We start from the raw sequence: 21,383 nt of genomic DNA on the forward strand, positions 1-21,383 counted from the left end.
ACCCTACCCTCCCCCATCAAGGGGGAGGGAGATCAGGCTCAGGCGTCCTTGAACCCCTTGCCCTCGGCCACCAGCCGCTCCAGCAGCGCCGACGGCTTGAAGTCGTCGCCGTGCTTCTCCTGGAACGCCTTCATCCCGGCCAGCACCTTGTCCAGGCCCACCAGCTCGCCCCAGAACATCGGGCCGCCGCGATAGACCGGCCAGCCGTAGCCGTTGATCCAGACGATATCGATGTCGGACGCCCGGATGGCCTTGCCCTCTTCCAGGATCTTCGCGCCTTCGTTGACCATCGGGTAGAGGCAGCGTTCCAGGATCTCCTGGTCGGTGATCTCGCGGCGCTGGATCTGGCGCTTTTCGGCGAAGTCGCGGATCACCTGCTCGACCTCGGCCGACGGCTTGGCGTTGCGGTTCTCGTCGTAGTCGTAGAAGCCCTTGCCGTTCTTCTGGCCGCGACGGTCCATCTCGCACAGCACTTCACGCACGGTCGAGGACGAGGTCTTGGCCGGGTCCCAGCCGATGTCGAGGCCGGCGAGGTCGCTCATCGCGAACGGCCCCATCGGCAGGCCGAAGTCGTACAGCACCCGGTCGACGTCCCAGGGCATGGCGCCTTCCAGGATCAGCTTCTGGGCCTCACGCTGACGCTGGGCCAGCATGCGGTTGCCGACGAAGCCGTGGCAGTTGCCGACCAGCACCGCGACCTTGCCGATCTTCTTGCCGATCTGCATCGCGGTGGCGATCACCGACTTGTCGGTCTTCTCGCCGCGCACGATTTCCAAGAGGCGCATGACATTGGCCGGCGAGAAGAAGTGCAGGCCGATCACGCTTTCCGGGCGCGAGGTCGAGGCGGCGATCACGTCGATGTCGAGATACGAGGTGTTCGAGGCCAGGATCGCGCCAGGCTTGGCGATCTTGTCCAGCTTGCCGAAGACCTCCTTCTTGATCTCCATCAGCTCGAACACGGCCTCGATGATCAGGTCGCAGTCGGCCAGGTCTTCCAGGTTCATCGAGGGCGTGAGCAGGCCCATGCGCTTTTCGACGTCGTCCTGGGTCAGGCGGCCCTTCTTGGCGGTGTTCTCGTAGTTCTTGCGGATGATGCCGACGCCGCGCTCCAGGTTCTCCTGTTTGGCCTCGATGATCGTCACCGGGATGCCGGCGTTGAGGAAGTTCATCGAGATGCCGCCGCCCATGGTGCCGGCGCCGATGACGCCGACCTTCTTGACGGGGATGATGGCGGTGTCGTCCGGCACGTCCGGGATCTTGGCGGCCTGGCGTTCGGCGAAGAACACATAGCGCTGGGCGGCCGACTGGCTGCCGGTCATCAGCTCCATGAACAGCCGGCGCTCTTCCTTCAGGCCTTCCTCGAAGGGCAGGTTCACCGCCGCCTCGATGCACTTGATGTTGTTCTCCGGGGCCATGAAGCCGCGGAACTTCTTGGCGTTGGCCTTGCGGAAGTCGGCGAAGATCTCGGGCTTGCCGCGGGCGGCCTCGACCTTGTCGTTCAGCTCGCGGACCTTGTTCAGCGGCCGGTCCTCGGCCAGCACCACGCGGGCGAAGGCGATGGCCCCGTCGCGCAGCGCGCCTTCCTCGACGATCGAGTCGAACAGGCCCATGGCCAGGGCCGCCTTGGCCGGCACGTGCTGGCCTGTCGTCACCATCTCCAGCGCCTTCTCGACGCCGACGATGCGCGGCAGGCGCTGGGTGCCGCCGGCGCCGGGCAGCAGGCCGATGTTCACCTCAGGCAGGCCGGCCTTGGCCGAGGGCACGGCGACGCGGTAGTGGGCGACCAGGGCGACTTCCAGGCCGCCGCCCAGCACCGTGCCGTGGATCGCGGCGATCACGGGCTTGGGCGAGTTCTCGATGACGTTCTGGACGTCCTGCAAGCTGGGACCGGTCATGGCCTTGCCGAACTCGGTGATGTCGGCGCCGGCGATGAAGGTCTTGCCCTCGCAGATCAGCACGATCGCCTGCACGGCCGGATCGGCGATGGCCGCGTCGAACGCGCCCTTCAGGCCCTCGCGGACGGCGGCCGACAGCGCGTTGACCGGCGGCGAGTTCAGCGTGACGACGCCGATGTCGCCTTCGACGGAAAGATCGGTGACGGCGTTGATCGCGGCCATGGCGGCTTCCACCCCTGTTTTCTAGTTTGAACGGTTGTTTGAAGCAGCCTGCTGCGCCCAGGCCAAGATGTCCAGACCTCCGTGACGGCGCCTGGAGATCAAGCACGGCCCGTTGACGGACTTCGTCACATACTCCAAATTCGAAATTACGGTTTCAGCCGAGATCATCCGTGGGGGTGGATGCGGCGCCAAGGGGCTGCTTGGCGCCGCATTTACCTACAATTCCAGAGAGAATGATCCGCGCTGGGGAGGGCGTTCGCGAGAAGTCATGGGCTTTGGACGCGGCTTGCACGCGTCCTGACGTTTCGAAGTCGGTGAATTCCGCGAGCGTGACGTATTGCTCGCAATGCGTCGGACTTTGGTAAAGCGCAACTCGGCGCGGGAGCTTCTCCCGCGCCGTTTTCTTTTGGCCGGTCCTCGTGGCGAAGAAGAGATATAAGTCGCTTAACTTGACTCTTGGCCGGCGGCGCACCAGCTAGCGGCAAGTCGCTCAACTCACCTCTCCCCGCAGGGCGGCTTACAGCAAGGAACTGATATGTCTCGACTCCATGGCAAGCGCGCCCTGATCACCGGCGGCACCACCGGCATCGGCCTGGCCACCGCCAAGACGTTCGTCGCCGAAGGCGCCCGGGTGATCGTCACCGGCGTCAATCCCGACACGATCGCCAAGGCCCAGGCCGAGCTCGGCCCAGACGTCGCGGTGATCCGCGCCGACAGCGCCGACGTCGCCCAGCAGCGCGACCTGGCCAAGGCCGTGCAGGAACGCTTCGGCCAGCTGGACGTGGCCTTCATCAACGCCGGCGTCTCGCAGTGGCAGCCGATCGCCGCCTTCACCGAGGAGCAGTTCGACCGCCAGTTCGCGATCAACGTCAAAGGCCCGTTCTTCCTGATCCAGGCGCTGATCCCGGTGCTGGCCAACCCGGCCTCGGTGATCCTCAACGCCTCGGCCTTCGCCCACAACGGCACGCCCAACGCCAGCGTCTACGCCGCGACCAAGGCGACCATGCTGTCGTTCAGCAAGACCCTGTCCAGCGAACTGCTGCCGGCCGGCGTGCGCTTCAACGCCGTCAGCTGCGGACCGATCGACACCCCGCTGTTCGACAAGCTGGGCATCCCGGAAGCCTATCGCGAGCAGGCGACCCGCGACATCACCGCGACGATCCCGGCCGGCCGCTACGGCACGGCGGACGAGGTGGCGCAGGCCGTGACCTACCTGGCCTCGGACGAGTCGGCCTGGACGGTCGGCGCGGAGATCGTGGTGGATGGGGGAAGGCTGTTGAACGCGTAGTGCTTTCTCATTCTTGTCATCCCGGAAAGCGCGTAGCGCTTGTCCGGGACCCAGGGGCCAAGCCCAGCGCGGTGGCCCCTGGGTCCCGGCTCTCCGCTTCGCTGCGGCCGGGATGACAAGCTTTGTTGCTAACCTGGGCGGGGCGCATACCGCGCCAGCATCATCGCCACGGCGTCATCGACGATGGCCTCCAGCGCCGCGTCGTCGCCGCCGCAGCCCGGTCCCAGCAGCTCAGGCCAGAAGCCCCGGGCCGAGACCAGCCCCAGGAACTGCAAGGCCGCCGTCTCGGGACTATCGATCGCTAGATCGCCCGCCGCATCAGCGGAGACGAGGTAAGCCTCGAAATCCGCCAGAAACGCGCCCTTGCCCTTGTCGAACAGCAGCCGGCCCAGGTCGGGGAAGCGCGGGGTCTCGGCGATGATCAGGCGGTACAGCGCCTGGATCTCCGGCCGACGCATGCGACGGCCATAGTCCAGGCCGAACGCCCGCAGCATGTCGCGCGGCGCCCCCTGCCCCGTCACCGCCGCCCCGACCGTCTCGTGCGACCAGAAACGCTCGACGATCGCCTCCAGCAACGCCGCCTTGGTCGGGTAGCGCTTGAACAGGGTCGCGGTCGATACCGCCGCCCGCTTGGCGATCTGGGCCAGCGAGGTGCGCTCGTAGCCCTGGTCGAGGAACAGCGCCATGGCGGCGTCGACCACCGCCAGGCGCTTCTCCTCACGGAGCTGCTGATGATACCGCTCGTCGCCCATGCCTGCCGACCTAGTGCAGGCTAGCTCTCGCGTCTAGGCGGCGCTCTCGGTGAACGACGAATAGACCAGCGTCCGCAGCTCCCGACGGATCGGATACGAGGTCGAGGGCATCAGCTGGGTCATGAACACCACCGCCAGGTCCTCGACCGGATCGATCCAGAACGCCGTCGAGGCCATGCCGCCCCAGAAGTACTCGCCGTGCGAGCCCAGGTTCTTGGTCCGCGCCTGGTCGATGGTCATGGCGAAGCCGAGACCAAAGCCCAGACCCTCGAACACCGCCTCGCTGAACAGCGACTTCGACGCCTGGACCAGCTCCTGGCCGCCCGGCAGGTGGTTCATGGTCATCAGCTTGATGGTCTTGGGGCTGAGCAGGCGCACGCCGTCCAGCTCGCCGCCGTTCAGCAGCATGCGGCAGAAGCGCATGTAGTCGTCGGCGGTCGAAACGAGGCCGCCGCCGCCGGACTTCACCGACGGGTCCTTGAGGAACCGGCTCTTCTCCGGATCGTCCTGCAGCACCACCCGGCCCGAGGGCGTCAGGGCGTAGCAGGCGGTGAAGCGGTCGCGCTGGCCGTCCGGAACGAAGAAGCCGGTATCGACCATCTTCAGCGGGTCGAAGATGCGGGTCTTCAGGAAGACGTCGAACGGCATCCCCGAGATCTTCTCGACCAGATAGCCCAGCACGTCGGTCGAGACGGAATAGTTCCAGGCCGTGCCCGGCGAGAACTCCAGCGGCACGGTCCCCAGCGTGTCGACGAAGGCCTGCAGCCCGCCTTCGCTATCGACGCCGTCCAGCTTCAGCTTGCGATAGGCCGCGTCGACATTGGTCCGCTGCTGGAAGCCGTAGGTCAGGCCCGAGGTGTGGCGCAGCAGGTCGATCGTCCGCATCGGCTCGGCCGTGCGCGAGGTCTGGAACGCCCCCTCGACCCCGGCGGCGAAGACGCCGAGGTCGCGCCAGGCCGGGATGAAGCGGTGCACCGGGTCGTCCAGCGACACCAGCCCGTCCTCGACCAGCATCATGAAGGCCACGCTCGTGACCGGCTTGGTCATCGAGTAGATGCGGAACAGGCTGTCGGCCCGCAGCGGTTTCGCCCGCTCGACATCGGCGCTGCCCAGCACCGAGCTATGGGCCAGCTGGCCGCGCCGCCAGACTTGAGTCAGGGCGCAGGGCAGTTTTCCAGTGTCGATATACTTGGATTGGATGAAGCTATCGATGCGCTTCAGTCGATCACTCGACAGTCCCACGGTTTCCGGCTTACTCAAAATCCTGGCCTCCCCTTCCGACCTTTTGCGGTCGTGCTTGCGTACCGTTGGATCGAAATCGAAGACGAGGCCTTTTGCCGCAACGTAAACTTTACCCGATCCTGCGATATCGATTGAAGACGAGGAAACGGGGATGGGCAAGACCTTGGAAACCGAGGCAGCCTCCACAATTGAAGCCGCGGCCGCCGACTGGTTCTTCCAGAGCAGCCTCGACCTGTTCGTCGTCCTGCGGAACGACGGCATCATCCGCGTCAATCCGGCCTGGACCGACCTGACCGGCTGGACGGCCGAGGAGACCCTGGGCCGGCCGATCCGCGACTTCTTCCACCTGCACGACACCGAGGTGATCCACGGCATCGCCGCGGCCCTGCGTACGGTCGGCCATGCCCGCGCCGAGCATCGCCTGGCCCGCAAGGGCGGCGGCTGGCTGTGGGTGCGCTCGCAGTCCAAGACCCTGCCGGGCGCCGAGGGCGACGACGGCCTGCTGATCGTCTTCAAGGACCATAGCGAGGACCGCGCCCGCGAGATCGCCCGCCAACAGGCCGAGCGCTCCAACGAACTGATCCGCACCGAGGCCGGCGTCTATGTCTGGCGCTTCAACCCGCGCAAGGGCGTCTACGTCTTCGAGCAGGACATCCCCACGCCCAGCTCGCCGCAGGGCGGGGTGCGGATCATGACGGTCAGCGAGATGACGATGTCGATCCACGCCGAGGATCGCGAGCGGGTCTGGGAGGCGTTCTCCCACACCCTGCGCACCGGCGAGCACCGGGTGATCGACTACCGCTACCTCGATCCCGCCAACAACCAGTGGGCCCACATGCACTGCGGCTGGCGCGGCGTGCGCGGCTCCAGCCCCGACGTGTGGGACGTGATCGGCATCAGCCAGAACGTCACCGAGCTGGTCGAGGCCCGCGACGCGGCGCTGTCCGCGGCCGAAACCAAGAGCCAGTTCCTGGCCAATATGAGCCACGAGATCCGCACGCCGATGAACGGCGTGTTGGGTGTGCTGCACCTGCTGAAGAACGAGAAGCTGACCGACGACGGCCGCCGCCTGCTGAACGAGGCCCTGGGCTGCGGCGAGATGCTGTCGGAGCTGCTGAACGACATCATCGACTTCTCGAAGATCGAGGCCGGCAAGCTGGAGCTGGCCGCCGAGCCCGCCGATCCGGCCGACCTGCTGGCCGGCGTCGCCGACATGCTGCGACCGCAGGCCGAAGCGAAAGGCCTCTACTTGCGGGTCGAGGCGCCGGGCGACCTGGGCTGGGCGGCCACCGATCCGCTGCGCCTGCGCCAAGCCTTGTTCAACCTGCTGGGCAACGCCGTGAAGTTCACCCTGCAGGGCGGCGTCGTGGCGCGGCTCTCGGGCGTGCGCACCGATGACACGCTGCGTCTGCGCTTTGAGATCACCGACACCGGCGTCGGCATCGACGAGGAGGCCGGCAAGAGCCTGTTCGAGCGCTTCCGGCAAGGCGACGGCTCGACCACCCGCCGCTTCGGCGGTTCGGGCCTGGGGCTGTCGATCAGCCGCCGCCTGGCCGAGCTGATGGGCGGCGAGATCGGCTTCACCAGCGAACTGGGCCAAGGCTCGACCTTCTGGCTGGAGATCGAGGCCGACGCCTGCGCCGCGCCCGCCGCCGACGCTGTCGAGGCCGACACCCCGCTGTTCGAAGGCCTGCGCGTGCTGCTGGTCGAGGACAACGCCACCAACCGCCTGATCGCCAGCCGCATGCTGGAGGCCTTGGGCGCGCGGGTGACCACCGCCGAGGACGGCGTCCAGGGCGTGGCCGCGGCCCGCGAGGGCTTCGACCTGATTCTGATGGACATCCAGATGCCGGTCATGGACGGCGTCGAGGCCACCCAGCGCATCCGCGCCCTGCCCGCCCCCGCCGGCTCGGCGCCGATCCTGGCCATGACCGCCAACGCCCTGGCCCACCAGCAGGCCAGCTACCTGGCCGCCGGCATGGACGGGGCGATCGCCAAGCCGCTGTCGCCTCTGGCCCTGACCCAGGCCATCGTCCGGGCCCTGACGGCCGAGCCCTCGGCCGCGCTGAAAGCCTCCTAAGAGCGGTTGCCGTCGCGCGCCTGATGCGCTTCGTTGCGGGCTCCCTTGCTTGAGAGACGCCCGATGGCCCTGTTGATCCTGAGTGTTGTCGGCAGCGACCGGCCCGGCCTGACGCAAGCCATCGCCAGCGCGGTGCTGTCGGCCGGTGGCAACTGGCTGGAAAGCCATCTCAGCCAACTGGGCGGCCTCTATGTCGGCTCGGTGCTGGTCGAGGCCGGCGACGTCGACGCCCTGCGCGCCGCCGTCAGCGCGGTCGACGCCCAAGGGCTCGAGGTGCGGATCGCCCCGGCGGTCGAGACGCCCGGCCCCGAGGGTCAGCTCGTCGCCTTCAGCCTGGTCGGCCAGGACCAGCCCGGCATCGTCCACCAGGTCACCGCCGTGCTGAGCGGCCTGGGCGCCAATATCGAAGCTCTCGACACCCGCCTGAGCGTCGAGCCCCACTCCGGCGCGCCGCTGTTCCACCTGGACGCCCGCCTGCGCCTGCCGCCCTCGCTGAGCGCCGAAGCGGTCAAGGCGGCGCTGGAGGACATCTCGGCCGAGATCATGGTCGATATCTCGCTGACCCCGGCCGAGTAGTCTGAGGAGCCGAAAACCTCGTCCTTCGACAAGCTCAGGATGAGGTTTTCTACTGAGCCGCCAGAAAAGTAGTCCTCACCCTGAGCTTGTCGAAGGGCGAGGACGGGCCCGCTAACGAGCCAAGGCTTCCAGCCGCCCCGCATCGACCGCCTGCACCGCGCGCTTCAGGTCGTCGACATTATCCGCCGTGCCTTCGGCCGCGACGGCGAAGCGGTCGGCGACGACCACCGAATATTTGCCGAACTTCGACTGCCGATTCCATTCCTCGGAGACCAGCCGGCCGTCGATGGTGTTGACCTTCTCGTAGCCGTCGGCCGTCTCCTTGGTCTGCTGCGCGCCCATGCCCGAGGCCAGAGCCGCCATCGCGCCCATGGGGCCGAGGTCGGTGACCGACAGCTGGAACGAGGCCTCGCCCTTCTTGTAGTCGGCCTTGGCCAGGCCGATCTGGACGTCGCCCGTACCGCTGGAGCTGGTCTCCAGATTGCTGCGCTCGTAGCCGGAAGGACCAGCCGGCAGCAGGGCCTTCAGGTCATCGACCGCGACGGGCTTCTGCGGCTCCTTGGACAGCTTTTCAGCCCGATTGGCGGCCGCCTGCATCTGGCCCATGTCGACCTTGTGGCCGTTGATCTCGACCGTGCCGCCGACGCCGTCAGCCGCCTTGCCGGCGGCGGTCATGCCCGCCAGGCCGCCGCCCAGATTGGCCATGGCGGTCACCGCGCCGATCGCCATGCCGATGACGATCGAGATCACCACCGCCACGATGATCGTCACGATGGCGTAGCCCGCCGCCTTGTCGGCCGGGGCCTTCATCACCCGCGGCAGGCCCAGATAGACCAGCCAGCAGCCGTAGAGCGCCGCCAGCAGCATCAGGACGCCCAGCATCGGCACCAGGCCCAGAATGCCCGCGACCCAGCTGGCGGTGTAGGAATAGGCGGCGACCTTGAAAGCCTGCACGCGGTTCTTCTCGGCCCCGAAGCTGGGCGCCAGGGCGTCGATCACCGAGCCCAGGACGAACACCGCCAGCAGCGAGCCGACATAGCCCATCACCGCCGTGGTGATCCCGAACGCCAGGCCCGGCTTGACCGAGAAGCCCGGTATGCCGACGCCGAACAGCTGGCCGCCGATCAGGCCGGCCACCGCCGGGATCGCCGCCAGGATGCAGACATAGCCCGTGAACAGGCCGCCGATCGTGGCGGGCTCCCGCTCGATCCGCTCCCACTCCGCCGAGGGCGTCAGAAGGATGCCCTTTACGCGGGCCACCAGACCGGTCCCAGCCGATCCACTTTCAACTACCGACATTTGCGCGAACGCTCCCTCTGTTTGGAAGAGCCCGCCCCGACGGCGCTATCTAGAACATGGTTCGCCGTGAGGTCGAAACACCGTTTTTCGACAGCGAATGGCTCGCGAAGGGCGCAACAAGACGCCCGGCTGAAACATTCCTGACAAAACCTGACGCTAGGTGAGCGCCAATTGTCCCTCGACGGACGGAGCGCCCTTTCAGCGGGCCCTTCGCGCGCCTAAATTGGACTGGATGGTCCAGTCCCCGGCGCGGCCGCCGAAGGCGAGTGGACTTGAGGGTTTTGCCATGGACGACGGTCGGGTCGCGGGGGCGGCGACAGCACGCTACGCCCGCAAGAAGGAGACCATCCTGGCCGCGGCCACGACGATCCTGAACCGTCAGGGCGTGCGCGGCATGACCCTGGCCGACGTCGCGGCCCAGGTGGGCCTCAACACCACCAGCGTCACCTACTACTACCGCAAGAAGGACGACCTGGCCGCCGCCTGCTTCATGCGCGGCCTGGAGCGCTTCGAGGCCATGGTCGGTGAGGCGGCCGCGGAAGGCTCGCCCGCCGCGCGCATCCTGAAGTTCCTCGACCTCTATCTCGACCTGAACCGCCGGGTGCGCCTGGGCGAGGCCACGCCGCTGACCAGCTTCGCCGAGATCAAGGCGCTGAAGGAGCCCCTGCGCGCCTCGGTGGTCAACGCGTTCAACGACCTGTTCCGCCGGGTGCGCGGGTTCTTCGACGATCCCAGCCTGGCGCACCTGGACAAGCGCCAGCGCACCGCCCGCACGCACCTCCTGATGGAGCAGGTGTTCTGGTCGGGCCGCTGGCTGCGCCGTTACGATGTCGACGACTATGGCCGCGTGCGCGACCGCATGGGCGACATCCTGCTGAACGGCCTGCCCGCCCCCGGCCACGCCTGGGCCCCGCAGGTCCTGCCCGACCCCACCCCGGTGTCGCCCGAAGGCATGGAGTGGCGCGAGACCTTCCTGGTCGCCGCCACCCGCCTGATCAACCAGCGCGGCTATCGCGGCGCCTCGGTCGAGGACATCTCGGCGGCGCTGAACGTGACCAAGGGCTCGTTCTACCACCACCACGACGACAAGGACGCCCTGGTCGCCGAGTGCTTCGAGCGCACCTTCACCGTCACCCGCCGCTCGCAGCTGGACGCTCGCGACCTGCCGACCGACAACTGGACGCGGCTGGTCTCGACCGCCGCCGGCCTGACCAGCTACCAGCTGTCCGAGCACGGGCCGCTGCTGCGCGCCTCGTCGCTGGGCGCCCTGCCCGACACCCTGCGCAATGACATGGCCGACGGCTACATGCGCGGCTGGCAGCGTTTCGCCTCGATCATTTCCGACGGCATCGCCGACGGCTCGATCCGCCCGATCGACCCCGCCATCGCCGCTCACATGATCAACTCGATGCTGAACGCGGCCGCCAATCTGGGCGCCTGGGTGCCGGGGCTGGAGCGGGAAGAGGCGGCGGACCTGTTCGCCAAGCCGCTGCTGACGGGGGTTTTGGCGTAGGGGCGGAAAACCTCGCCCTTCGACAAGCTCAGGATGAGGTTTTCTCCAAGCCCGGCGCTACAGTAGTCCTCATCCTGAGCTTGTCGAAGGACGAGGACGGGCCAAAGGTTGCGACCAATTAACCATAATCTGGTCCGCCCCGGCTGACGGCTGTACCCTGACGCGACTGAGTCGCTTCGAGTTCCGCCGCCATGACGACGATCAACCCGTATTCGTCGAACTACGCCCCAGGCCTGACCGCCAGCCAGACGGCCGCGCAGCGGGCCCAGCAGGCGACCGGCAACGGCGCGCCGCGCGACCAGAGCCCGACGATCAACACGCCGGCCGTCAATGTCACGCTGTCGGCCGCCGCCCAGGCCGCGCTCAAGGCCCAGACCGACTCGCGGACCACCGACGCGGTGGTTTCCGACGCCCGCACCCAGATCGCCACGCTGCTGAAGGCCGCCGGGACCAAGAGCGCCCTCGACAACGGCGACCCCGCCATCGACCTCTCGGGCATGGACCGCCGCACCCTCTACGCCGTGGCGTCCAACCAGGGCGGCCAGTTCCCGGTCGACCAGCAGGTCGTCGCGGCCCTGGCGCTGAAGGACCAGCAGGACACCGCGCTCGCCAGCCCCGCCGCCCAGGCCCGGCTGACCGGCGATTATGCCAGCCTCTACCAGGCCGCCCTCGACCAGATGGACGCCGCCGGGCCCGAGGAGAAGGGCTCCACCGCCTGGACCACCGAGCGCGCCGCCCTGGTCGAAGGCCGCAAGCAGGCCATCGCCCGTCCGGGCCTGGCCCCCGCCGGCATCCAGAACGACAGCGTCGCCGCCTATATGAAGGACGCCGGCAGCATCGTCGCCGGGGCCAAGACCCGCGACTTCGGCAAGGTGGCCAGCGACGTCCGCATCGCGCTGGACAAGCAGTACGAGCTGGCGATCGCTCCCGACGCCGCCAAGGACGGGACCAGCGGCGTGATCGACTTCCGCCGCTTCGACGACCGCTCGTTGTCGGCCGTGGCCCTGAACAAGGACGCGCAGTTCTCGGGCCACGAGGTCGCCCAGGCCAAGGCCGAGATCCGCCAGCGCGACAGCGCCGCCATCAAGTCCAGCTACCAGTCGGCCTCGAACGACGAGGGCGGCTTCGGCAAGGCGATGATCACCCGCTACGCCGGCATGACCACCGAGGAACGCGACGCCTCCGGCTGGACACCGGCGGTCTACAGCAAGATGGTCGAGCTGCAGGCCGCCAGCGACAAGCTGGCCCAGATGTTCAACGCGGATGGCTCCGTGGCCGGGCCGCCGAGCATGCTGGACTTCCTCTAGGGCCAGCGCCGCTACTGTTCCTTCTTGAACAGGTCCTTGAAGATCAGCGGGCCCCAGGTGTTGCCGTGCGCGTGGACCAAGGCGCCGCCTTCGGCCAGTTTCCCCAGCTTGATCGGCGCGAAGCCGAGTTGCTTGGCCAGGGCCTCCACGGGGGCGACCGCGTCCGCGTCGTCGCTCGACAGGAAGACCACCCGATGGCCGCCCTCGACGACCGGATCGGTCGCCAGGATCGCCGCGATCAGGTGATTGAAGCCCTTCACAAACTTCGCGCCCTTGAACGCCTTGGCCGTGAAGGCCGAGGACGGCAGGCCGTCCAGCGCTTCAGGCGAAAGCCCGTAAGCATTGGTCGCGTCGATGATGGTCTTGCCTTCCCAGCTTGGCAGCATTTCAGCGACCGCTCGGGTCTGCCCGAACGGGAGCGCCAGGATGATGGTGTCGGCCTCCAGCGCTTCTTGCAGCGACTTGGCGATGACCTTGGGTCCGATGGTCCGGGCCTGCGGCGCCAGAGCCTCGGGCGGCCGACGGCTGGCGACGGTCACCGCGATGTCCTTGCGGGCGAAGGCGTGGGCGAGGGCTTGGCCCACGGGGCCAAAGCCGATGATGGCATAGGTCATGATCGTTCTCCGATGTGATGTTGGAATGGGGATTGGGGAGCGCCGCGCGGGGGTCAGACCTGCGACATGCCCCCGTCGACCACGAGGTCGATGGCCGTCGTGAAGCGGCTGTCGTCCGAGGCGAGATAGAGCACCGCGGCCGCGATCTCGGTGGACAGCCCGAAGCGGCCCAGCGGCACCAGCGAGACGAAGAAGTCCGTCGCCTCCTTCGGGATCGCGGCGAAGGCCGCCGTGTCGCCGATCGCGCCCGGGCTGATGCTGTTCACCCGGATCCGGCGGTCCTTCAGGTCGCTGGCCCAGCTGCGCGCGAACGAGCGGACCGCCGCCTTGGCGGCCGCGTAGACGCTGGCGCCCGCATAGCCCTTGAGGTGCGCGTTCGAGGCGTTGAGGATGATCGAGCCGCCGTCGCGCATCAGCGGCAGCGCCTTCTGCACGGTGAACAGCGTGCCGCGGACGTTGAGATTGAACGTGTCGTCGACCAGCTGCTCCGAGATCGACCCGATCGGCTTGGTGACGTCGCCGCCGCCGGCGCTGACGAAGACGATGTCGATGTGGCCCTTCTCGGCCTTCACCGTCTCGTACAGGCGGTCCAGGTCCGCCAGGTCGGCGGAGTCGGCGCGCACGCCGGTCACGTTGCGGCCGATGGCCTTCACCGCCGCGTCGAGCACATCCTGCCGCCGGCCGGTGATGAACACATAGGCCCCTTCCGCGACGAACAGCTTCGCCGTCTCCAGCGCCATGCCGCTCGATCCGCCGGTGATGACCGCGACCTTGCCGTCCAGCTTTCCCATGATGTCTTCTTGAGCTCCGTCTTTGGCTGTCCGAAGGGACGCCGAGACGCAGGAGATGGGTCGGTTGGTGGCGGGCGTTGAGTGCGGAGCCGCGCACATCGGTGGTGCGAAAACGATCCACTTCCCCCAAAGGCTTGCCCGCGTGAAGGGTCGTCTTTCTAGATACGAGACTTGAAAAGCCGCCCAGAGCGGTGCTGGATCGCACCATGATCGACTGGGACGACGTTCGCTATTTCCTCGCCGTCGCACGCGGCGGCTCGGTGCGGGCCGCCGCCGAGCGCCTCGGCGTCAACCACGCGACCGTGCTGCGCCGCATCGCTCAGCTGGAAAGCCGCCTCGGGTCAAACCTGTTCGAGAAGCTGCCGTCGGGCTATCGCCTGACGGACGCGGGCCAGGAGATCCTGGAGTTCGCGACCCAGATGGAGGCCTCGTCGCACCAGCTGGAGACCCGCGTCTTCGGGCGCGACCAGAGCGTGCGCGGGCCTCTGCGGGTGACGATGGCGCCGACGCTGGCGACCCATCTGCTGATGCCGGACCTGGCCGATTTCGCGCGCCTGCATCCCGACATCGAGATGGAGATCGTCTCGTCCAGCGAGCTGGCGAACCTGACCAACCGCGAGGCCGATGTCGCCATCCGCGTCGTCTATGACCGCAAGACGCTACCGCTCAATCTGCACGGCCTGAAGGGGCCGGACCTGTACGGCGGGGTCTATATGTCCCGCGATCGCCTGGCCGCGTGGCGCGCCGGCGCGCCCGATCCCCTGCGATGGATCGTCATCGGCGCGCATGGCGTCTCTAGCTGGGCCAGCGAGGGCGAGGTGCGTACGGCGGGCGTTCCGTTCCGGACCACCGACGGGCAGGCTCAGATCGTCGCGGTCCGGCAGGGCCTCGGCTTGGCGTCGCTGGACTGCTTCGTCGGCGACGCCGACCCGGCGCTGGCGCGGGTTCCAGGCGCGCCGCTGCACCTGCACGGCACGCTCTGGCTGCTCACCCAGGGCGAGACGCGCAAGACCAAGCGCGTGCAACTGTTCACCGAGTTCATCGCCCGCCGGCTGGCCGCGCACGCGCCGCTGCTGGCGGGACTGTCCGCCTCGACTTCCGCTCCGCCTACTTCCGCTCCGAGGCCGTCTCGGCGCGGATCGCCTTGAACTCCGAGCCCGCCTTCCAGTCCGGCCAGTCGCGCGAATTGGCGAGAGCCTTGCCGGCTTCAAAGGTCAGGGCGACGTCCTGGGCGGCGCCGCGCAGGTCCCAGTCAGGACTCCAGGCGTCGCAGGGCTGGTGGTAGCAGCGGCTGGTGTAGTCGGCGACCCAGGCGTCGCCGGCGGCGCGGCCGCCCTTGATCAGGTCCGCCCCGCCGCCCAGGCCCATCATCAGCAGCACCGGCACGCCGCGACGGGCCAGCGAGAAGTGGTCGGCGCGGTAGAACAGCGCCCGCTCGGGCTTGGCGTCCGGCGTGATGGTGCGGCCCTGCTTGGCGGCCTGGGCGGCCAGGCCGTCCTCCAGCACGTTCTGCCCGGCCCCGACCAGCACCACGTCGCGGGCCGGACCGGCCGTCTGCAGTACGTCGAAGGTGTAGTTGGCCACCGTCTTGCCCAACGCGGCGGTCGGGTGGTTGGCGTAGTATTCCGAGCCCAGCAGGCCGCGCTCCTCGGCGGTCCAGGCGGCGAACAGGATCGAGCGCTCGGGACGCGGACCTTGCGTGAAGGCCCGCGCCGTCTCGATCACCCCGGCCACGCCGATGGCGTCGTCGGCGGCGCCGCGGCGGATGGTGTTCCCCTGCGCGTCCGGCGCGCCGACGCCGTAGGCATCCCAGTGGGCGGCATAGACCACCGTCTCGTCTGGATGCTTGGCGCCCGGCAGGCGGGCCAGGACGTTGGCGCTGTCCATCGCCTGGTGGCTGACGGCGTAGTCGGCCGACAGGCTGGCGCCAGCCAGAGCCACCGGCTTGAAGGCGACGGTGCGGGCCGAGCGCTTCAGCGCCTCGAAATCCAGACCCGAACGCTTGAAGAGATCGACCGCCACGTCACGCTGGATCCAGCCCTGCATCAGGAGCTTGTCCTTCGCGGGATCGGCGCGGACGATGTCATAGCCCTCGCCGTTCGAGGCCTTGACCGTCGACCATCCATAGCCGGCGCCCAGGCTCTCGTGGACGATCAGCGCGCCGATCGCCCCGCGCCGCACGGCCTCCTCGTACTTGTAGGTCCAGCGGGCGTAGTAGGTGGCGGCCGAGCCGCCGAACTTGCCGGCCACGGGTTCGCCGGGCGCGGCCTCCAGGTCCGGGTCGCCGATCAGGAAGACGGCGATCTTGCCCTTCAGATCGACGCCCTTGAAGTCGTCCCACTTGCGCTCCGGCGCGGTGACGCCATAGCCGACGAAGACCAGCGGGGCCTTGTCGATCTTGACCTTGTCGACGGGGCGCAGGGTCATGACCTGCGACTGCTCGCCCTGGGCCAGGGTCACCGGACCGGTCTTGGTCGCCACCGTCAGGGTCGCCGGACCGTTGATGCGCGTACGGACCAGCGCCACCTTCTGCACCCAGCCGCCGTTGTCGCCGGCCGGCTCCAGGCCCAGCGCCTTGAACTGGCCGCTGATGTACTCGATCGTCGGCGCCTCGCCCTCCCCGCCCGGCGCGCGCCCGGCGAAGCGATCCGAGGCCAGTTCCTTGGTGATGTCCGACAGCCGCGCCGGATCGATGGGCCCGCTGTCCTGGGCGGCCGCGGCGCCGGCGAGGATCAGGCTCGAAGCCAGGGCGAGGAGAGCGGCTTTGGACATGGACGGACCTTCGATGACGAAGGACGATTGGTAGCCCGATCGCGGCCCGCGTCACAAGAAACTCCCGGGGAGCCTTCCTCGCCCTGTGGCGTTAGCGCGGGACGTCCGGAGGGCCTTGCCATGTCGATCCGTCTTACGCCGATGCTGCTGGCAATCGCCATCCTCGTCATGGCCGCGCCTGCCGTCGCCCAGGACATGCCGACCGTGCTGCCCCAGGGCTTCGAGCTGCAGTCGATCCTGAACCAGCAACGGGTCGACGCCGCGATCAATTCAGGCCGCCCGAACGCGCAACCGGCGAGACCCGCGCCGCCGCCCAAGGCGGAGCCTGCCTCGACGACCTACGTCGCCTCGCCCGCCGTCAGTCAGCGCGTACGCCGCCAGTTCGCCGGCTGGGTCGGCCAGCAGGCGGGACCCGAGGCCGGCCGCCGCGTCGAGGCGGTTCTGCGCACCGGCGATCCCGTGAAGAGCTGGAGCGGCATTGTCGGCGGCGACGGCCTGCGGCCCGGCGACCTGGCCGACGTCTTGACCAGCTACTGGGTGCTGAACTGGGTGATGGCCAACGGCGCCGACAGCAACCGCGCCCAGGCCCAGGGCGCGTTGCGCCAGGTGCGGGACATGATCGGCCCGACCTATGCCCGCCTCGACGCGGTCCAGCGCCAGGAGATGGCCGAAACCCTGATGCTGAACTTCCTGCTGCAGCACGCGGCCTATACCGACGCGCTCAAGCGCGGCGATCGCGCCCTGGCCCAACGGCTGGGCGACGCGGCCTCGGCGCGTTTCCGGCGCGAGATGGGCTTGGACCTGCGGCGGCTGGAGCTGACCCCGGCGGGCTTCGTCCGTCGCGCCTAGACAAGAAATCGGCGCGCCCCCTCCTCCGGAAGCGCGCCGCGAGTTGCTCACGCACACAAGGGAACTAGAACTTCTTACGCAGACCCACCTTGTAGGTGCGGCCCAGCGGGTCGCCGGTGAACGGGTCGTAGCCCAGGTCGAGGCGGGCGTAGGACGGGTCCTTGTCGAAGATGTTGGTGATCGCCAGGGTCGCCGTCGTGTCCCACGGCAGGAAGACGCGATAGGCCAGGTCCGTCAGGATCTGCTTCTCGATCTTCTTGCCGGCGCTGACCGTGACGCCCGCGCCCGTCGCATCCTTGTAGGCGTTGGCCGCGAACGGCGCGGTGCGCTGGTCGGTGTAGCTGCCGATATACTTCACCGACAGGCGCAGGTTATGCGGCCCCATGTTCCATTCGGCGAAGACGTCGCCCTTCCACTTGGGGATCGGCACGACGGTGGTCTGGTAGTTCAGCAGGCCCACGGCGTCGAAGGCCTTCTCGACCGTGATGCCCTCCACGACGGTGGCGCCGACCTTGTACTTCTGGATGTAGGTGGCGTTGCCGCCGATGGTCACGTCGCCGCCGGCCACCTCGCGGAACCGGTACTCGGCCGAGAAGTCGAGGCCGGCGTTCTTCACCGGCGCGCCGTTGATGTAGTTGGTGCGCAGGCGGGCGATGCTGGTGGTCGGGGTCCCGCAGGCGCCGTTGAAGGTGAAGCGCGACACCAGGCCCGCATAGGCCGGGTCGGCGCAGTTGTTCGCGCCGGCCGCGCCGTTCGGATACAGCGAGGCGACCATGCCCGCCACCGGCTCGGCGACGATCGGGTTTTTGAAGTCGAAGTAGAAGTAGTCGATGCTGGCCTTGAAATCGCCGGCGTTGAACAGCGTGCCGAAGTTGTAGGTCTTGGCCTTTTCCGGCTTCAGGTTCGGATTGCCGAAGATGTCGACGGCCCGGAACACGCCCAGGATGCCCTGTAGCGAGGTCACCGAGGTGGTGGTGGTCAGCGGGTCCGGCGGACCGCGGAAGGTCGAGCCGGCCGAGGCGCGGAACGCCAGCCACGACATGGCCTGCCAACGCAGCGAGGCCTTCGGGTTGAAGGTCGAGCCGATGCCGTTGCCATACTTCTCGTAGCGGGCCGCGAACTGGGCCTGGAAGTCGTCGCTGATCGGCACCGACAGCTCGCCGAACCCGGCCATCACGTCGCTCTGGTTATCGGCCTCGTTGCCGACGCCCAGGAACATGAAGGGGCCGTTGCGCTGGGAGCCGGTGCAGGTGGTCACGCCGAAGTCGGGGGTGTTCACGCACGGATTGATCGCCGCGTTGCTGATGTCGTTGTAGTCGGCCTTGAAGTAGGTGCGGCGGTACTGGACGCCGGCCGCCCAGGCGACGTCGCCGCCCGGCAGGCTGATGTTGGTCTTGCCGTTCAGCACCGCCTCGCCGACGAACAGGCGCGAGGACTGCTTGGTCGACAGCTTCTTGAAGAACCAGTCGACCAGGTCCTTGTTGTTCTGCAGCGCCGAATTGTAGACGGGGTTGGCCACGCCGGTGATCACGTTGGACGGGATCGCGCTGGCGAAGGGGTTGTAATACATGCAGCCGCCGACACCCGGCGTGCCCTGGATGCCCGGCAGCGACGGGTTGGTGTCGCAGGTCGGACCGCCCAGGCCTTGCAGGGCCAGCGCGAAGCGGTTGACCAGGGTGTCGTAGCCGGTGCGGATGCCCACTTCCTGCGAATAGGTCAGGGCGATGTCCCAGCCGATGCCGTTCTCGAACTCACCCGACAGATCGCCCGAGACCCGGAAGGCGTCGAACGACCGCGAGCCGATCGAGGGGCCGTAGCCGAACAGCGGGTTGCCGCCGATGCCGAACGGCCGGTTGGCCGCGTTCAGCGCCCCGCCGGCGAAGATGGCGCTGGGCGAGGTGGTGACCGCCCCCGTCGCCAGGTTGGTCAGCTGCACGGTCGGATTGGCGGCCATGAAGGCGATCAGGCCAGGGTTGGTCGCCGGCACGAAGTAGCGGCCGGTCAGGGCCGCGATCGGCGCGACCTCCGCCGTGGGCACCGCCAGGGCAGCGTAGGAGGGCGAGGTGTTCCACTCGGGCACGTCGGTGTGGGAATACAGCACCTCGCCGTGGAACTTGGTCTTGGCCGACAGGTTGGCGTTGACCTCGGCATAGGCCTGAACCGCGTTGGACTTTTCCACCAGGTTGTCGAACGGCGTGTAGTGCCAGTAGCAGACCGGGGTCAGGCCGCTGAAGCCGGGGAAGCCGCCCAGGCCCGCGCAGGCCGGGTCGCGCATGCCGCTGGTCGTGCTGGCCAGCGGGATGAAGGTCGAGGGATTGCCCGCCGCCGACCAGCCCGCTTCCGGGTTGCTCAGATAGGATTTGTTGGCCCAATCGCGGTCGGCGACCGACAGCTTGGAGCGGTGCTGCCAGCCGATGCTGGCCAGGATGTTGCCGTTGTCCCAGGTCTTGCCGCCGGTGATGCTGCCGCCGTAGTCGCCCTTCGAGCCGTTGATGTGGCGGTAGTCGGCGGCCGCTTCCAGGCCCTCGAAGTTCTTCTTGGTGATGAAGTTGACGACGCCGGCGATGGCGTCCGAGCCATAGGTCGCCGCCGCGCCGTCCTTCAGCACCTCCAGCCGGCCGATGGCGGCGGCGGGGATGATGTTGGTGTCGACGATGCCCGCCCCGGCCGCGCCGAACGGGTTGATCGCCAGGCGGCGGCCGTTCAGCAAGACGAGGGTGCGCTGCGAGCCCAGGCCCCGCAGGTTGACCGAACCCGAGCCTTCCGAGCCCTGGGCGCGACTGTCGAACTGGTTGGTGTCGCCCAGCACGCCGTTGGAGATCGACAGCGCCTTCAACAGTTCGACGGTCGAGGGCGAGCCGCGCTTCTGCAGCTCCTCGGCGCTGACGACATCGACCGGCAGCGCGGCGTCCTCGGGCGTGCCCCGGATGAACGAGCCGGTGACGACGACTTCCTCGACCTCGGTCGAGGTGTCGGCGGGTTTCTGCTGCGCGTGGGCGGCGCCGGCGCTCATCGCCCCCGCGGTGGCGATGGCCAGCGCGAGGCACGAGCCTCCGCGCAGGAAGCTGGTTCGTTTCATGATTTCCCTCCCTCGGTTTGTTTTTGACTGGCCGCTCGTCTGCGCGGGGCCAGGAGTTCGTTCAGCTGGGCGGTGGTCTCCTGGGATCAGCGCACGCGGCCTCGGCCACACCAAAGCCGGCGCGCCGCGAGGAGCGTTCATTTTCGAAACCTGGTAATGCGCCTTCTGGAGCCGACAAGCCTTGGTTCCCCCGGAGCCGGACGCTTGAAAAGCCACGCATACTGCCTTGGTTTCGCAACCGAGGCGGATGCAGACGAAATATGTCGAACATCTGTTTCGATGATGCGGTATGTTTTACCACCACGTCAACCGCTGCAACAAACTGCAACGCTGACACGCGCTTCGGGCCCCGGACCGAATATTTCGCCAAGGCGATGTCGGAAAACCGGTTCGCCATTCGTCGTTCCAGGGACCACGCCACCCAGGAACAGAATGCAGCCCCGCCCCTTTCATCGCCGACCGCCCGGCCTAGATGAACAGCGATATGCGAGTTCGTCGCCGCGCCGGACATCAGGCCGCACACGCGTCGGGAAAGCTGTCCGCCAAAACTACTTAAGCAGATTGACTGCTAAGCGGCTTAATAATATCGATCCGACCGTGACCTGCGATCTACCCTCGACCGATCCGCGCTGGGGACCAGCCCACGTGCCGAGCGACCCCATCGCTCAGCGCCTGAAGGCGATCGCCATGCTGAATCGCGAGATCGGCAAGAAGATCGGCGAGGCCCTGGGCGTGAACGTCACCGACATGGCGGCCCTGGAGCACCTGGTCAAAGACGGTCCGCTGACGCCCAGCCAGCTGGCCGGCTGCCTCAAGGTCTCGACCGCCGCCGCCACCCAGATCGTCGATCGCCTGGAGCGCGCGGGACATGTCTCGCGGCGCCGGATGGACGACGATCGTCGCAAGATCTTCGTCGTTCCCACGGAAGCTTCGATCGAGCGCGCCTTCGAACAGTTCGCGCCGGTGATCAACGCCATGGACGAGACCCTCGCCCGCATGACCCAGGCCGAACGAGATGTCGTCGAGACCTTCCTGGACCAGGTCATCGCCGTCTACCGCCATGCGGCGACCCCGCCCCCCGCGTCCCCGGAAAACCCTTGAGCC

General features: G+C 68.0%; 15 protein-coding genes and 3 pseudogenes. 8 read left to right on the forward strand and 10 right to left on the reverse strand.

The genetic code is table 11. The features are described 5' to 3' along the window. Positions 1 to 38: 38 nt before the first annotated feature. On the reverse strand, positions 39 to 2,129 hold the full coding sequence (locus AC07YH_RS24690) for a 3-hydroxyacyl-CoA dehydrogenase NAD-binding domain-containing protein (RefSeq protein ID WP_494749550.1): 2,091 nt from the start codon (positions 2,127 to 2,129) through the stop codon (positions 39 to 41). Between the two features lie 523 nt (positions 2,130 to 2,652). On the opposite strand from AC07YH_RS24690, the gene AC07YH_RS24695 reads away from it, so the two are divergent. Then, a complete protein-coding gene (locus AC07YH_RS24695; protein ID WP_494749551.1) occupies positions 2,653 to 3,405 on the forward strand; it encodes an SDR family oxidoreductase in 753 nt (250 codons plus the stop codon). Positions 3,406 to 3,420: 15 nt separating this feature from the next. Here the strand turns inward: AC07YH_RS24695 and AC07YH_RS24700 are convergent. From AC07YH_RS24700 to AC07YH_RS24710, 3 genes and pseudogenes are all read right to left on the reverse strand, one after another. Further along, a pseudogene (locus AC07YH_RS24700) lies at positions 3,421 to 3,553 on the reverse strand (hypothetical protein); the annotation flags it as partial. Beyond that, positions 3,534 to 4,157 (reverse strand): TetR/AcrR family transcriptional regulator, encoded by a 624-nt coding sequence (locus AC07YH_RS24705; protein WP_494749552.1) that lies wholly within the window; start codon positions 4,155 to 4,157, stop codon positions 3,534 to 3,536. The pseudogene AC07YH_RS24700 and the gene AC07YH_RS24705, both read right to left, overlap by 20 nt. A gap of 33 nt (positions 4,158 to 4,190) precedes the next feature. Further along, on the reverse strand, positions 4,191 to 5,417 hold the full coding sequence (locus AC07YH_RS24710; RefSeq protein ID WP_494749553.1) for a serine hydrolase domain-containing protein: 1,227 nt from the start codon (positions 5,415 to 5,417) through the stop codon (positions 4,191 to 4,193). 133 nt (positions 5,418 to 5,550) lie between these two features. Between AC07YH_RS24710 and AC07YH_RS24715 the strand changes: the two genes are divergently transcribed. Both AC07YH_RS24715 and AC07YH_RS24720 read left to right on the forward strand, forming a co-directional pair. Further along, entirely contained in the window at positions 5,551 to 7,479 is a 1,929-nt protein-coding gene (locus AC07YH_RS24715) for an ATP-binding protein (RefSeq protein WP_494749554.1), read from the forward strand. Positions 7,480 to 7,542: 63 nt separating this feature from the next. Further along, a complete protein-coding gene (locus tag AC07YH_RS24720; protein ID WP_494749555.1) occupies positions 7,543 to 8,055 on the forward strand; it encodes a glycine cleavage system transcriptional repressor in 513 nt (170 codons plus the stop codon). A 12-nt stretch (positions 8,056 to 8,067) separates the two neighbouring features. Here the strand turns inward: AC07YH_RS24720 and AC07YH_RS24725 are convergent. Continuing rightward, positions 8,068 to 8,198: pseudogene (locus AC07YH_RS24725) on the reverse strand (hypothetical protein); the annotation flags it as partial. Further along, positions 8,167 to 9,315 carry a Yip1 family protein gene (locus AC07YH_RS24730; protein ID WP_494749556.1) on the reverse strand — a complete coding sequence of 383 codons (1,149 nt, stop codon included), beginning with the start codon at positions 9,313 to 9,315 and terminating at the stop codon, positions 8,167 to 8,169. The pseudogene AC07YH_RS24725 and the gene AC07YH_RS24730, both read right to left, overlap by 32 nt. Positions 9,316 to 9,586: 271 nt before the next feature. Between AC07YH_RS24730 and AC07YH_RS24735 the strand changes: the two genes are divergently transcribed. Both AC07YH_RS24735 and AC07YH_RS24740 read left to right on the forward strand, forming a co-directional pair. Next, positions 9,587 to 10,867, forward strand: a complete 1,281-nt coding sequence (locus AC07YH_RS24735; protein ID WP_494749557.1) for a TetR/AcrR family transcriptional regulator — start codon at positions 9,587 to 9,589, stop codon at positions 10,865 to 10,867. A gap of 191 nt (positions 10,868 to 11,058) precedes the next feature. Next, positions 11,059 to 12,174, forward strand: coding sequence for a hypothetical protein (locus AC07YH_RS24740; RefSeq protein WP_494749558.1), 1,116 nt, complete (start codon positions 11,059 to 11,061; stop codon positions 12,172 to 12,174). An 11-nt stretch (positions 12,175 to 12,185) separates the two neighbouring features. On the opposite strand, the gene AC07YH_RS24745 is transcribed toward AC07YH_RS24740, so the two are convergent. Beyond that, positions 12,186 to 12,788 carry an NADPH-dependent F420 reductase gene (locus AC07YH_RS24745; RefSeq protein WP_494749559.1) on the reverse strand — a complete coding sequence of 201 codons (603 nt, stop codon included), beginning with the start codon at positions 12,786 to 12,788 and terminating at the stop codon, positions 12,186 to 12,188. 53 nt (positions 12,789 to 12,841) lie between these two features. Next, complete coding sequence (locus AC07YH_RS24750; protein WP_494749560.1) at positions 12,842 to 13,579, reverse strand: SDR family oxidoreductase; 738 nt, start codon at positions 13,577 to 13,579, stop codon at positions 12,842 to 12,844. Positions 13,580 to 13,785: 206 nt separating this feature from the next. Between AC07YH_RS24750 and AC07YH_RS24755 the strand changes: the two genes are divergently transcribed. Further along, positions 13,786 to 14,727: a LysR family transcriptional regulator gene (locus AC07YH_RS24755; RefSeq protein WP_494749561.1), complete on the forward strand. Its 942-nt coding sequence runs from the start codon at positions 13,786 to 13,788 to the stop codon at positions 14,725 to 14,727. On the opposite strand, the gene AC07YH_RS24760 is transcribed toward AC07YH_RS24755, so the two are convergent. Beyond that, positions 14,687 to 16,351, reverse strand: coding sequence for a M28 family metallopeptidase (locus AC07YH_RS24760; protein WP_494749562.1), 1,665 nt, complete (start codon positions 16,349 to 16,351; stop codon positions 14,687 to 14,689). The two genes, AC07YH_RS24755 and AC07YH_RS24760, sit on opposite strands and share 41 nt — an antisense overlap. 120 nt (positions 16,352 to 16,471) lie before the next feature. Between AC07YH_RS24760 and AC07YH_RS24765 the strand changes: the two genes are divergently transcribed. Then, a complete protein-coding gene (locus AC07YH_RS24765) occupies positions 16,472 to 17,200 on the forward strand; it encodes a DUF6683 family protein (RefSeq protein WP_494749563.1) in 729 nt (242 codons plus the stop codon). Between the two features lie 64 nt (positions 17,201 to 17,264). Here AC07YH_RS24765 and AC07YH_RS24770 read toward each other — a convergent pair. After that, positions 17,265 to 20,573, reverse strand: a pseudogene (locus AC07YH_RS24770) (TonB-dependent receptor); the annotation flags it as partial. A gap of 303 nt (positions 20,574 to 20,876) precedes the next feature. Between AC07YH_RS24770 and AC07YH_RS24775 the strand changes: the two are divergent. Next, positions 20,877 to 21,380 (forward strand): MarR family winged helix-turn-helix transcriptional regulator, encoded by a 504-nt coding sequence (locus AC07YH_RS24775; protein WP_494749564.1) that lies wholly within the window; start codon positions 20,877 to 20,879, stop codon positions 21,378 to 21,380. Positions 21,381 to 21,383 lie beyond the last annotated feature (3 nt).

Source organism: Caulobacter sp. GW456-12-1-14-TSB4 (assembly GCF_059424195.1).

Coding starts and splice junctions, on each gene's coding strand:
- AC07YH_RS24750 (WP_494749560.1), bottom strand. CDS start 13,579: ATGGGAAAGCTGGACGGCAAGGTCGCGGTCATCACCGGCGGATCGAGC.
- AC07YH_RS24745 (WP_494749559.1), bottom strand. CDS start 12,788: ATGACCTATGCCATCATCGGCTTTGGCCCCGTGGGCCAAGCCCTCGCC.
- AC07YH_RS24740 (WP_494749558.1), top strand. CDS start 11,059: ATGACGACGATCAACCCGTATTCGTCGAACTACGCCCCAGGCCTGACC.
- AC07YH_RS24705 (WP_494749552.1), bottom strand. CDS start 4,157: ATGGGCGACGAGCGGTATCATCAGCAGCTCCGTGAGGAGAAGCGCCTG.
- AC07YH_RS24755 (WP_494749561.1), top strand. CDS start 13,786: ATGATCGACTGGGACGACGTTCGCTATTTCCTCGCCGTCGCACGCGGC.
- AC07YH_RS24715 (WP_494749554.1), top strand. CDS start 5,551: ATGGGCAAGACCTTGGAAACCGAGGCAGCCTCCACAATTGAAGCCGCG.
- AC07YH_RS24695 (WP_494749551.1), top strand. CDS start 2,653: ATGTCTCGACTCCATGGCAAGCGCGCCCTGATCACCGGCGGCACCACC.
- AC07YH_RS24720 (WP_494749555.1), top strand. CDS start 7,543: ATGGCCCTGTTGATCCTGAGTGTTGTCGGCAGCGACCGGCCCGGCCTG.
- AC07YH_RS24735 (WP_494749557.1), top strand. CDS start 9,587: ATGGTCCAGTCCCCGGCGCGGCCGCCGAAGGCGAGTGGACTTGAGGGT.
- AC07YH_RS24760 (WP_494749562.1), bottom strand. CDS start 16,351: ATGTCCAAAGCCGCTCTCCTCGCCCTGGCTTCGAGCCTGATCCTCGCC.
- AC07YH_RS24765 (WP_494749563.1), top strand. CDS start 16,472: ATGTCGATCCGTCTTACGCCGATGCTGCTGGCAATCGCCATCCTCGTC.